This is a genomic window from Mesorhizobium sp. M8A.F.Ca.ET.021.01.1.1 (assembly GCF_003998025.1).
Lineage (GTDB): Bacteria > Pseudomonadota > Alphaproteobacteria > Rhizobiales > Rhizobiaceae > Mesorhizobium.
Genome location: NZ_RZSJ01000118.1, coordinates 1 through 12,703, shown reverse-complemented (window position 1 = coordinate 12,703; position 12,703 = coordinate 1). Strand labels below are relative to the sequence as shown.

The following is a 12,703-nucleotide window of genomic DNA, read 5'->3' as shown; positions in this document are numbered from 1 at the left end:
GGGTTTGCGCCCCTCGGGCGCGGAGACGCAGACACGCGTCAGACAATTGCTGGAGACGGTCGGCCTTTCCGGTCAGGATTCCAACCGCTATCCGCACGAATTCTCCGGTGGCCAGCGCCAGCGCATCTCTATCGCCCGGGCATTGGCTGCCGAACCGGAGTTTCTGGTCTGTGACGAGCCGACCTCGGCTCTCGATGTGTCGGTGCAGGCGCAGATCCTCAATCTGCTCAAAGACCTGCAGCGTGAACTCGGCCTCACCTATTTGTTCATCAGCCACAATCTGGCGGCCGTGAGGCACGTGTCGGACCGTGTCGCCGTCATGTATCTCGGCCGGATCGTGGAGGAAGCCGCAACCGATGAAATCTTCGAACGGCCGCAACATCCCTATACGCGCTTCCTGCTCGATACCGTGCCCAATCTAGATCGCCCAAACCGCGATCGCGTGCCGGCGACAGTCGACCTGCCGAGCCCGATCGATCCGCCGCCTGGCTGCGCCTACAATCCGCGCTGTCCGCTGGCCACCGATACCTGCCGGACTGACGCACCCGAATCCCGCCCTGTCGGCGGCACGTTGGTGCGCTGCCATCATGCGACCCTCTAGCGCGATGCGCGTTGAGCAGGATCAAAGCAGTCGGGATCATCGCCGCATGGAAGTGAGGTAACGCCTTGCGTATTCTCATCGTCAATCCCAACACAACCGCCAGCATGACCGCGACGATCGCCAGGGCTGCATCCGCGGTCGCGGCGAGCTCGACTGAGATACTCGCCGCCACATCCGGCATGGGCCCAGCTTCGATCGAAGGTTATTACGACGAGGCACTGGCGGTACCGGGTCTGCTTGATGAAATCGCAGGCGGCGAGCGCAATGGGGCCGACGCTGCGGTGATCGCCTGTTTCGACGATACCGGCCTTGATGCTGCACGAGCACTCGCCACCATTCCCGTTATCGGCATCTGCGAAGCCGCCTTGGTGACCGCAGCTTTCATCGCCCAGCGTTTTACCGTGGTGACAACCATGGATCGCTCCCGGGTACCGCTAGAAGCGCTGGTGCAGCGCTACGGGATGCAAAGCAAGGCGAAGGTGCGCGCGGCCGACATTCCGGTACTGTCGCTTGAGGATCCAGCATCGGACGCAAAATCAAAACTCAGGAGCGAGATCGCCCGCGCACTCTCTGAGGATCGCGCTGAGGCGATCGTACTCGGCTGCGCCGGCATGGCCGACCTTATGGATGAGCTGCGCCGCGAATACGGCGTGCCCGTGATCGACGGCGTGGCGGCTGCGGTGAAACAGGCCGAGGCGCTAGTGGCGCAAGGGTTAAGCACGTCAAAACGGGGGGCATATGCCTATCCCTTGGCGAAACCCTATGCTGGCGCGCTTGCATCCTTTGCTCCGGCAGTTTTGGCACCTGCGAACACTGACCACGTCCTCAACAGTGTGACGGGCTTTTACCCCAAGGGAAACGCTTCCGGTTGATTCAGAATCGGTTTGCCGTCGACCAACCGTGCAACCATTCGGTGGCATAAAGCAGGCGATACATTGCCTCCTCGATACTCTTGACCGGCCCTGGACATATCGTGCGATACGGACTGCCAGCGCTCCCATGTTACCTGGCATCATCCCGTCGAATGCGGCCTCGCCGAGCTCAAGCGGTTCCACGGGTGACGACCCGCTTCGAGAAATAGGTCAAGCCGCGTCAATAGACGCGGGATGCCTGAACGTCCGTTTCTGACATTCCGAGCCTCGAAGCCGCAAGTCAGCTTACGTGAAGAGTTTCGGGCGCCGGCAGGCGTACGAAAGTCCCCGAGGAAGGAACCCGCGGGCCACAAGTCGATGGCTATGGGGATTTCGATCTGCGGCTGATGTCGGCGATGGCGCGACCGCCGCTGGGAAGCGCAGGGGTGGATGCGGACAGGCCGCTTCGTTGCGCCTCCGCGCGGTATTGCCGACCCGGCATGCGGTTGGGTGTGGCCCTGTCGACATCGATAGTCACCATGGGCGCGCGCGGGGCCGTTGCCGGAGGCGAAGCGCCTGCGGCTGAAGGCTCGACCATTCCATGCCGGGTCATGGCGTGCTGCTCCCGCTCGACCGGGAACCGTGTCAATTTTTTGAAGTGTCCGTGATAATTTCCAGCTTGAGATCAAGCAAATGAAGGACGCTCGCCGTTGCCAGTCTGAATGGTCGTTCTCGCTTGGAAGGACCGCGCTGCATTACAGTCACAGACACGAACCAATGAAGGGCGCACGGCGAACGCCCGCTGACTGAAACCGCCAGAAATACGTCAGTCGAAGTAGCCATCCGCGTGATCATTTGCAAGAAGGACGAGCGTGCGAAATCCGGAGGCGGATCGGGCCACATAATGCTGATGGAACAGGATCATGGCCAAGCGTAGAGGGTGACGATTTTGGTCAGCCTAACCAAGTGCCCAGGGACTAAGCTGCCCTTGAACGACGGTCTCTGAGCGCAAAGGAACCCGCCTATTTGCACGCCGTTGCACGCCGCAACTCTCCGACGCGCCGACTGCACTTACAACCGTTCCCAACTTCGTTCAGATCAATCCTGTGTTTTGCCAGGAGATCGAAAGAGGTCTATCTAAACCAAACAGCGAAAGAGGCGATCGCGCCGGAAATGGTTCGGCAAACCACGCTATTCCGCCTAACCCCTACTCCCACTCGATGATCAACTGGAGCATCAACGAATTGAATTTATTATATAATTTCTATCAATGAGTTCGATAATACCGTTCCAAATACCGTCGGATTCCTACGCTGTTGAAAAGGCTACAACAATGTAGTCGCTGTCGCGGCATGCATTCTTTTGACTACATCATTTCCGTCAGCGCCTTTGCGGCGCCCAAGGCGCACTTCGTTTGGCCGGCTGTGGCGGACGCCGTACGCAAAACCGGCACAGGACAGCGGTTGCTTCAGTTTGGGTATGCATCGCTTCCCGTTTGGCCCCCAAGCACAAACGAACTTACACAATTCGACAGCAGCGTTTGCGGACGCCCAATTTCCCCGGGCGTGAGCATCCCGTGCCTGAACAAGGTGACCACGCGACACCTCAAACCGATGCTGCTTTAGAAGCAACAGCAACTCGGAATCGGTTTGCGGGAGCCCAATGTCCGTGGGAAGGCTGCGCCGGAGAATGCCATCCGATACTGTGAACCCGTCTTGCTCCAGTCCGTAGCGGAGCCTTTGAAACTCGGGCTTCTCAACGGTCGGCTTCGACCATTCATATACTGGCTTGACGGCGGGAAGACGCGCAGCCGCGCGTTCAACCAGCGCGTTTTCAAGTAGTCCATCGTCAACGGGATGTCTCGGATTTCTATCGATGAACTGCTTCAGTTCAACCATCCGTGCTTTTGCGCTACCACCTCCGATATTCTCGTAAACGCTGGGCCCAAAGTCGGTGAGCAGCGCACTGATTTCAGCCTGCGTCAGGTTCTCCAGAACGTCAGCCGCCGCAATAATCGTCCGGCGCGAAAACAGCGAGCGCGTCGCCTCGCGAGCGGGCCCGAAATACTGCTCGACCCGATCATTGGCATGGCGCTCTAGGAACTTTCGCGCCTCCAGGTCCGTCAGGGGGAAGAACCCCTCCAACACACCATCATGACCTGCCAGCAGCTCAAAGAACACGCCGCTTGGTGTCCGGTAAAGCGTCCAGGAGGCATCCGACCTGTCGTCGCCGTGGTCGCCTCGGGCTAATCGCTCGGAGGTTTCGGTATCGTACACGACCCCGTTTATAATCCTCCTCATGCTACACCCGCCGCGAAGCCGCCTCGGCAATACCAGTCACTGTCGGCCAACGCCTGGTAGGAGGCCGTCCGCCAACCATTCACATTTACCAGCCGACAGCTGTTCGCCGTGCTCTGCAGAAGTGAGCGCACATCGTCCGCGCCGCCATCTGCATAGTTTGTGTTCATCAGATCGCTTAGTTCGGTAAGTTCCTGTGCGGCCTTTGCCGCATATCGGCTCGCCAGATTGAGCATCTTAAACTGGCGCTGGACCCGGGAGGTCAAGATTTCGCTCCAGCCGGCTGGTGGGGAAACGAGGAACCGCAGAGCCGCAGGCGTACCTTCGACGACTTCAGCGACAAGCCAGGGCTCGCCTTCGATATCGTCATAGTAGGGATGGATAGTCTCTTCGCTCGCCGTCAATGGCCGGACATCCGACTTGGCCTTGTTACAGTCATGACAGGCCGGAATCAGGTTCCACGGGGCTACCGCGAGCGCAGGAAACTGAGTTTTCGGTAAATAGTGATCGAGGGTTGAGACCACGTGTTGGCCACAGAGCGGGCATCGGCCGTGCTTCGGAGCGGCCATTAGTTCATCATAGACGGTCCGGCCAGGGGCCCCCTTCGCGGCCAATCTGCCAGTGTAGACCCTCGACATTTCCTTGACTGTTACAATACCGTCGATGTTCGCACTCGGTGCAATGGTGTGGATCTCATTGTTGGAGGCCGCGTCATCGAACTCGATCGAGGCGCCAACGATTGCAGCGGTTACGCTCACAAGGCGCTGTTTGAGGTCCTCATTTGCCACCTTGCTGATCGTCGTGGTGAACACATCTTCGGCCGTTTGTTCGGGCTTTGGCAATTTCCACATCAGTCATCGCCATTCGCGTCGCGTGCAGCGATAAGGCCTCGAACGATCGCCTGGCCTTCGAGGCCAAGTTGACCGACGAAGTGTTCGACGATCTCATCGAAGTCGCCACCCGCCGCCACCTGATCTCGCAGCATCCTATGGAAGCCGGACCCTGTTACCTCCAAGCCGAAGACCTCGCGGGTCAGAATTTCCACGTTCTCACCAAAGGTCTCAATTTCTGGACGTTCGGCGACGACAGTGCGTCCGTTGCGTCGAATCTTCCAGACGCAACTCATTGGCACCTCCTGCAACACGACAGGGGAGTGGGTTGAGTATTGCGGACCAGAGGACTTGTCCCTCGGAACGCTGATTGGAGTGAAATCGTCAAACGCGCTGAAGCTGACCGACACGAGCCCTGTAAATGAGCCGGCGTCTTCGTCGTCGTGACTGACGACGAAGCGCCCCTTTGCGCGATCGTTGTCATCCAAGAACGCTTCTGTCATCGAGTTTAGCAGGTAGGTCTTGCCCACACCGTTCCGCCCCGTGATGACATGGATGTTGGTCGGTGGCTGAACTTCGGGAAACACCCCAAACGTCAATTCCACCCGCTGCGTAATCGACCTGCGATCGCGAGGCATCCTGTATGAGAATTCGAAGGGTGTGACGCGAGCCCCACCACGTGCCATGCGGCGGTACTGCCCACGCACCGCCTGCGTCGACACGGAACGAAGCAGCGATAGTCCCGTGACACGCTCCTGCAGCGCGCGCTCAAAAAGATCCGAATCGAAAGCGAGGTCCCTGAGGCCTTCGAGGATTCGGTCGCGTAGCTCGGGCCCGATTTCGTTCAGCGCGGCATAATAGGTATCGTCCTGGCCCAAAGAGAAAAATTGCTCCTCCAAGGCCTCGAAGCGCTCTGGAATGTCGGGACGCCGCTGAGGTTTCTCCATCCCGACTTGGCCGATTTTCACGGACCCGATGTCCCGACTCTCACCATCGGCATCGATGTAGGTCAGGAAATACATGGTCGAGAATGCGAACCAATCGTCCCAGTTGTCGCTGATTAGAAATGCTCGCGATCGAGCCTTGCTCGGCGGCCGCCCGCCGACAGGCAATACTGTAAAGAACACGCTCCCTCCCCCCAACCCGCGAATAGAAATTCTATACCAGTATCTCGCCATGGAAGGCGACAGGCGAAATGAGCCGCGAATCAGATGGATCGGTGCAGGATTACAACTGGGGTCGACAGCAAGGATGTCGGACGTGGGGTTGCATCGCAGTGACCGATCTAAGGATACCGAGCCTTTATCTGATGCATCGCCGTGCCAATGGCCGCCATCATCTTCTGGGACATCGTAACCAGCGTTTGGGTACTCGCCGCATCGAACTCCAAGATCGGCACCTGCTCGATATCGCTATGGTAGTCGGATCGCCAGGGTCGAACATAGTAGCTCTGGGAGTCAGAATGAGCGTAAACTTGGTGACGCAGGCGAATGACATTCATGTGCAGCGCAGCTTCTGCTGTGTCGTAGGTATCCAGAAGCTCCTTGGGAAATTGTGGCCACCCCCTGCTCCCTCCGAACGCGCGCCCATACGGGTGACCATTCCACCCCTTCTTTAAGATAAACAGCCCGTAGCTGTGAGCAGCAGCCAAGTCGTGGCGTGCAGCATGCAGCTTACCGTAGAGTCTGTTATCCACATCGTCGAAATGGAGTTCTTTACTTTCGCTCGTTGTCAATGAAGCGGCCTCATGCCTGCCTGGGCGTGTGCAAGCATACAACAACTAATGAGTTCAGCCGGTGTTAGCTTCGGGGTGCCTGGAATGCGCTATTTGCACCCCGCGCAGCCTCGTGGGCTAGATAAGTTCGATCCAAGCCGGCGCATGGTCACTCGGCTTTTCCTCACCACGCAACTCGACATCCACACCGGAGTTGCGGAGCCTGTCGGAAACTGAGGGATTAATGAGCAGATGGTCCATTCGGAAGCCAGAGCTCCTATCGTAGCCACCGCCGTAGGAGAAATTCCAGTAGGTGTAGACGCCCTTCTCCGGATGAATGCGTCGAACCGCATCGATCCACCCATTCTCAAGCATCTCGGCATAGGCTCGCCGGCTCTCGGGGAAGTAAACCGCATCGCCTAGCCATCGTCGCGGCACCACAGCGTCAATTGGGGTTGGAACGACATTGTAGTCTCCGCACAGCACAGTTGGTGCTCCCTCTTTGAGCAGGACTTGGCCGTGGCTGATCAGACGGTCGAACCAGCGTAGCTTATAGTCGAACTTGGGACCAGGCGCTGGATTCCCATTCGGCAGGTAAAGGCAGCCGACAACAAGCCCGTCCACGTCGGCCTCGATGTAGCGGCTGTGCGTATCATCAGGATCGCCCGGCAGACCGCGCCGGCGTTCCACCGGGTCCATTCCCCGAGATAGAATGGCCACTCCATTGTAGGATTTCTGGCCATGCCAGACCGCGCCGTATCCCGCCTCGCGGATCGCGTCGGCTGGAAACTTCTCGTCCGACGTTTTCAGTTCCTGCAGGCAGACGATGTCGTAGTCCCTTGCCCTGAGCCATTTGAGGAGCACGGGCAGCCGGCCATTGACGCCGTTCACATTGAAGGTGGCGATGCGGACCATCTGTCCTCGCGGCCGAGGCTCACTTCTTGCCCAGTTTTTCCTCGACCTTCTTGCGACTGTTGCCGACCGATTTCACAGCCGACTTGACACCAGCCTTGGTGGCCCCAGTCTTGCCCGCCTCGTATTTCACCTCATGATCCTGCCCACCAGCGACTTTCGCGCGGTCCTGGCTACGTCCGCGAGTTGTTTGAGTAGTGGCCATTTCTTCCTCCAAGGGGTTGCGTGCAGTTCCCAACAACGCGGTCGGGCTCTTCCGGTTCAATCGATAGACGCGCGGAGTGGAACTGAATCTCAGGTCAGAGTATTGAATCGCACAATGTATGCGAGTTCCCTATGTCGGCCGTAGAGGCCGCTCTCAGCAAGAAGCGCGCACGGCGCAAGGACTCGGAATCTATCCCTCCATACGCGCTTCCCAAGTTTCGCCCATTCCAGCTCTGCACGCTGACAGACGACATACCGGTGGGCGCCGACTGGCTCTTCGAAATGAAGTTCGATGGCTATCGCGCGCAGGCCGCGATCTCCGGCTCGGAGGTCGTGGTCTATACCCGCAACGGCCACGACTGGACCCGCCAGTTCAAGGTGATCGTGCCGCCGCTGAGGTCGCTGACCAAGGGCTCCGCGCTTATCGATGGCGAGATCGTGGCCATCGACAGCCAGGGTCGCAGCAATTTCTCCATGCTGAAAACCGGCATCGCCGCGGGCATGCCGCTCAAGTTCTATGCCTTCGATCTGCTCGAATTGAACGGCGACGATCTGTCGAACCGTCCACTCCTCGACCGCAAGGAAAGACTTGAGGTCCTTCTGGGCAAGCGGGAGCCCGGCGACAGCCTGCAATTCTCCAGTCATATCGCCGACAATGGGAAGAAAGTCTTCGACACCATGTGCGCCGGCGGCCACGAAGGTGTCATCGCCAAGCGCGCGGACAGCCGGTATGTCGGCGACCGCGCCCCCACCTGGCTCAAGATCAAGTGCACAAGACGACAGGAGTTCGTGGTCGGCGGTTACCGCCCAAGCGACACCGGACGCGGCATGGCATCGCTGATCTTGGGTACCTATGAGAACGGCAAGCTGATCTATCGTGGCCGCGTCGGCACTGGCTTCACCCAGCCGATGCGCAAGAACATCCTCGAGCAACTTGAGAAGCGTCGCCTCGATAAGCCGGCCTTCGCCTCCGTACCGCGGGACATCGCGCGCCGAGCCAGATGGGTCAAGCCCGAGCTTGTTGCCGAGGTTGCGTATTCGGAGGTCACACCAGATGGCAGCCTGCGACATCCAAGCTTTCAGGGCATGCGCGAAGACAAGCGAGCCGATCAGGTGGCGATGGAAATGCCGAAGACACCGGCGACGCCTGGCGCCGCCAATCTCGATCCGGCGATCGGCAAGGAGGTCGCCGTCGCGGTCGGCGTCAAGCTGACGCATCCGGACAAGGTTAGGTATCCCGGCACCAAGGTTACAAAGGCTACGCTCGCCGCCTACTACGCCGCGGTCGTTGAGAAGATGTTGCCGCATATCCAGGATCGGCCGCTGTCACTGGTGCGCGACACTGATGGCGATCTGCGGCAGACCTTTTTTCAGAAGCACAAGCTGCCAGGCATGCCCAAGGCCATCCACGACGGCCATTTGGAGAAGATGTCCGGCAAGGAAAGACGCATCCTTTGGGTCGACGATCTGGCGGGGCTGATCGCCGGCGTCCAAATGAACGTGCTGGAATTCCACGTGTGGGGCAGCCTGCGCCAGCAGCCGAAACTGCCGCATCGCATGATCTTCGATATCGATCCCGACGAGGGCCTTGGTTTCAACGACGTCAAGCAGGCAGCCCTCGACATCCGGGGCGTTCTGGAAGCGCTCGGCCTTCAATCCTGGCCGCTGCTGTCCGGAGGCAAAGGCGTTCACGTGGTCGTTCCACTCGTTCCCGAAGCCGACTGGGAAGAGGTCAAGAGCTTCTGCCAGGACTTCGCCGAATTGCTGGCCCGCACGGATCCGGCCCGCTTCGTCGCGAACATGAGCAAGGCGAGGCGCAAGGGCCGTATGTTCCTCGATTATCTGCGCAATGGCCAGGGTGCCACGGCAATATGTCCCTGGTCGACCCGAGCCCGGTCTGGAGCGTCCTGTGCCGTACCCGTCACCTGGGATGAATTGCCGGCCTTCAAAAGCGCCAGCGCCTTTGACGTCTACGCGTCCGCTGCGCGAGCTCGGCAGTCCGACGACGCGTGGGAAGGCTATTTCGACGTCGAACAAACCCTGACCGAGCGGATCCGAAAAGCAGTCCGGTAACAGCAGCCAGTCCTAGATGGTCAGCGACATCTGGCCGTCTGCCTCTGCTCGCGTTCCGCTCAAGTTCGAAAGCGTCACCCCAAGCAGGCGTATCCCCTTGGTGACGGGAAACACCTGTTCGAGGAGTGTGCCGCTGACGGTCGCCAGGTCCGTCTCCGTCTCGATGACGCCACCGATCGTTCGGCTGCGTGTGATCTGCTGAAAGTCGGCGAACTTCACCTTGAGCGTCACGGTCCGGCCATGGATCGATCGCTCCGCACAATAGCGCCAGACCTTTCGGACCAATGGCGCCAGTTCCCTGCGAGCACTTTCGAGGTCAAACAAATCGTTCACGAAGGTGTCCTCGGCCCCCACCGACTTGCGCTCGCGATCGGCCCGCACCGGACGCTCGTCGATGCCGCGGGCTATCCAGTAATAGTACGGGCCTGCCTTCCCGAACTTCTCCTCCAGGAACACCAGGCTCTGCGCACGCAGGTCAGCGCCTGTCTCGATGCCGAGCCGGGCCATCTTGTCGGCGGTCGCCGGGCCAACGCCATGAAACTTCCGCACGGGCAATGCCTCGACAAAAGCCGGCCCCATTTTCGGAGTGATGACGAACAGCCCATCTGGCTTGTTCTGGCCAGAGGCGAGCTTGGCCAGGAACTTGTTGTAGCTGACGCCGGCTGACGCTGTCAGACCGGTCTCGGACTTGATCTTCGTGCGGATCATCTCCGCGATCGTCGTGGCGACCGGGATGCCCTGAAGATTGTCGGTGACGTCCAGATAGGCTTCGTCGAGCGAAAGCGGCTCGATCAGTGGCGTGTGCTCGGCGAAGATCGCGTGTATCTGCTGTGAGACGGCCCGGTAGGCGTCAAACCGCGGCGGCACGAAGATCAGTTCGGGACATTTGCGCTTCGCGGTGATCGAGGGCATGGCCGATCGCACCCCGAACTTTCTGGCCTCATAGCTGGCGGCGGCCACGCCCCCCCGCGCCGCCGAGCCACCAACCGCCACAGGCTTGCCACGCAGGTCCGGTTTGTCGCGCTGCTCGACCGAGGCGAAGAAGGCATCCATATCGACATGGATGATCTTGCGAAGAATGGCCATGCCTTTCGCCTTCGGCGCATCAGCTTCTTGGCCGTTGTCAATTCGCTCGCCCATAACGCCCTTTCCCGCATCGCCTGCCGCATATGAAAATAGACCGCAACGCGATGGAGTGCAGTCTGCGATCCAACTTTCGAAGCGACGCAACGACCCCGATCGACTCATCAGCCCCAAGAGAACAAATAAGGAACATATCAGCCCCGAAATTCGTTGGGAAGACAGTTTGAGAGTGGTTCGTCCATGGGTCAGCCGGCCGCCAGCCCTGCTATCGCCGCGCTTCGCGAGCGAATCGCGCGCCTCGAGGGCGGGCCGACGCGTAACCGTGCGTCGCTTCCCTTCGGCGTTCCCGCCATCGACAAGGTCCTGCCGGGAGGCGGGCTGGCGCTCGGCGCGCTGCACGAGATCGCCGGCGGCCGAAACGGAGCGATCGGTGGCGCCGCGGCGGCGCTTTTTGCCGCCGGCATTACCGCTCGAACCAAGGGCAAGGTGCTGTGGTGCGTTACGCGGCAGGATCTCTTTGCGCCCGCCCTCGCCCAGGCCGGTCTGCTCCCAGGCCGCGTCGTCTATGTCGAGGCCGGCGACGAAGCTTCCGTGCTCGCCTGTTTCGAGGAAGGGCTTCGCCATGGCGGGCTCGGGGCCGTCGTTGCCGAACTGGCTCGGCTCTCAATGACCGCCTCCCGCCGACTGCAACTTGCCGCCGAAACCTCCGGCGCCATCGGCATCGCCATCCGCCGTTGGCGCCGACAGACCGAGGCGACCGATTTTGGACAACCAACCGCTGCGGTCACCCGCTGGCGGGTCACCGCGCTCCCCTCCCGCCCCCTGCCGGTCCCCGGTATCGGCCGCGCTCGCTGGCAGCTCGAGCTGATCCGGGTGCGGGCTGGAGAAAGCGCCGATTTTGAAGTGGAAGCCTGCGATGACAAGGGTCGTCTCGCTCTATTTTCCGACCTGGCCGACCGATCGCCTGCGGCGCGCCATGGGCCAATCCGCGCCCTCGGTTGAAACCCCGGTCATCATGCTCGGCCGGCAGGGAAACCGGCGGCTCGTGCTGGCCACCGATGCGGGGGCGCGCGCGGCCGGCCTGCGCGTCGGCATGCCGGCGAGCAAGGCCCAGGTGCTGGTGCCCAACGTGCAGAGCTTCGACCTGGATGCCGCCGGCGATAACGCGGCACTCGATAGAATGGCGCTCTGGTCGCTGCGCTATGCGCCAATCGTCGCCGCCGATCCGCCCGATGGCCTGATCATCGACACCACGGGCACCGACCATCTGCATGGCGGTGAGGACGCCATGCTCGAGGGACTCGTCTCGCGCATGGCGTCCTCCGGTATCGAGGCGCGCGCCTCTCTCACCCTGCGCTTCGGGCCCGAACTCGGCCGTCGCCTGGACCAGGCCATGGGGCGGCGAAGCGAACCCTTCGAGCCCGCCCGCTCTCCCGAACTCATCGAGGTTCGCCGGGCCTTCGGCGAGCCTATCGGCGCCGCCGAGACCATAGCCCGCTATATCGGCAAGCTCGTCGCGGCGCTTTGCGAAGCGCTCGAGGCCAAGGGGCTCGGCCACGCCGGCTAGACCTCCTGTTTCATCGTGTCGACAACCGCATCGAGGCCATTCGCGTCGGCACCGCCGTGCCAGTGCGCGATGTCAAACGGCTGACCCGTCTCCTTACCGACCGGATCGAGAGCGTCGATCCCGGTTTCGGCATCGAGGTGATGACCCTGGCCGCAACGCTCGCCGAGCCCTTCGGAGCCAAGCAGATCATCTCCTCACTGGTCGAGGAGCCGGAGCCCGACATTACCGATCTCATCGACGTGCTTGCCAACCGTATCGGCGAGCAGCGGCTCTACCGCTTTGCCCCGGTCGAGAGTGACGTGCCCGAACGCTCAGTCCGCCGCATCGCACCGAATGCGCCGGACGACGGGACGAGTTCGCCCAGTGACTGGCCTCGCCCGGCGCGTCTGCTGACCCACCCCGAACCCATTGAGACCATGGCGCTGCTACCCGACCATCCGCCGGTCTGGTTCAGTTGGCGCGGCATCCGGCATCGCGTCGCGCGGGCAGACGGTCCCGAACGCGTTTTCGGTGAATGGTGGCAGCGCGACGCCGAACTAATCGCCGTGCGCGACTATTTCCAGGTGGAGGA

At 60.8% G+C, this 12,703-nt stretch carries 11 protein-coding genes and 1 pseudogene; 5 read left to right on the top strand and 7 right to left on the bottom strand.

The window, feature by feature from the left end:
* Both EOA36_RS12265 and EOA36_RS12260 read left to right on the top strand, forming a co-directional pair.
* Positions 1 to 601, top strand: a 601-nt coding sequence (locus tag EOA36_RS12265; RefSeq protein WP_145969155.1) for an ABC transporter ATP-binding protein, incomplete at its 5' end; no start/stop codon positions are given.
* Between the two features lie 65 nt (positions 602 to 666).
* Positions 667 to 1,473: an aspartate/glutamate racemase family protein gene (locus tag EOA36_RS12260; protein WP_127277859.1), complete on the top strand. Its 807-nt coding sequence runs from the start codon at positions 667 to 669 to the stop codon at positions 1,471 to 1,473.
* A gap of 1,304 nt (positions 1,474 to 2,777) precedes the next feature.
* On the opposite strand, the gene EOA36_RS12250 is transcribed toward EOA36_RS12260, so the two are convergent.
* From EOA36_RS12250 to EOA36_RS12225, 6 genes are all read right to left on the bottom strand, one after another.
* A complete protein-coding gene (locus EOA36_RS12250) occupies positions 2,778 to 3,728 on the bottom strand; it encodes a hypothetical protein (RefSeq protein WP_126101812.1) in 951 nt (316 codons plus the stop codon).
* A gap of 20 nt (positions 3,729 to 3,748) precedes the next feature.
* Complete coding sequence (locus EOA36_RS12245; RefSeq protein ID WP_126101813.1) at positions 3,749 to 4,600, bottom strand: HNH endonuclease; 852 nt, start codon at positions 4,598 to 4,600, stop codon at positions 3,749 to 3,751.
* Complete coding sequence (locus EOA36_RS12240; RefSeq protein WP_126101814.1) at positions 4,600 to 5,706, bottom strand: hypothetical protein; 1,107 nt, start codon at positions 5,704 to 5,706, stop codon at positions 4,600 to 4,602. The genes EOA36_RS12245 and EOA36_RS12240 overlap by 1 nt, the downstream gene beginning before the upstream one ends.
* Positions 5,707 to 5,864: 158 nt before the next feature.
* Positions 5,865 to 6,314, bottom strand: a complete 450-nt coding sequence (locus tag EOA36_RS12235; protein ID WP_126101815.1) for a hypothetical protein — start codon at positions 6,312 to 6,314, stop codon at positions 5,865 to 5,867.
* Positions 6,315 to 6,431: 117 nt separating this feature from the next.
* Entirely contained in the window at positions 6,432 to 7,208 is a 777-nt protein-coding gene (gene xth, locus EOA36_RS12230; RefSeq protein WP_126101816.1) for an exodeoxyribonuclease III, read from the bottom strand.
* A 19-nt stretch (positions 7,209 to 7,227) separates the two neighbouring features.
* Positions 7,228 to 7,410, bottom strand: a complete 183-nt coding sequence (locus EOA36_RS12225) for a DUF3606 domain-containing protein (RefSeq protein WP_126101817.1) — start codon at positions 7,408 to 7,410, stop codon at positions 7,228 to 7,230.
* Between the two features lie 131 nt (positions 7,411 to 7,541).
* On the opposite strand from EOA36_RS12225, the gene ligD reads away from it, so the two are divergent.
* A complete protein-coding gene (gene ligD, locus EOA36_RS12220; RefSeq protein ID WP_126101818.1) occupies positions 7,542 to 9,482 on the top strand; it encodes a DNA ligase D in 1,941 nt (646 codons plus the stop codon).
* Positions 9,483 to 9,494: 12 nt separating this feature from the next.
* Here ligD and dinB read toward each other — a convergent pair whose 3' ends face one another.
* A complete protein-coding gene (dinB, locus tag EOA36_RS12215; protein ID WP_245460077.1) occupies positions 9,495 to 10,568 on the bottom strand; it encodes a DNA polymerase IV in 1,074 nt (357 codons plus the stop codon).
* A gap of 237 nt (positions 10,569 to 10,805) precedes the next feature.
* On the opposite strand from dinB, the gene EOA36_RS12210 reads away from it, so the two are divergent.
* Positions 10,806 to 11,567 carry an ImuA family protein gene (locus tag EOA36_RS12210; protein ID WP_127277857.1) on the top strand — a complete coding sequence of 254 codons (762 nt, stop codon included), beginning with the start codon at positions 10,806 to 10,808 and terminating at the stop codon, positions 11,565 to 11,567.
* Positions 11,482 to 12,703 (top strand): annotated as a pseudogene (locus EOA36_RS12205) (DNA polymerase Y family protein); the annotation flags it as partial. The gene EOA36_RS12210 and the pseudogene EOA36_RS12205, both read left to right, overlap by 86 nt.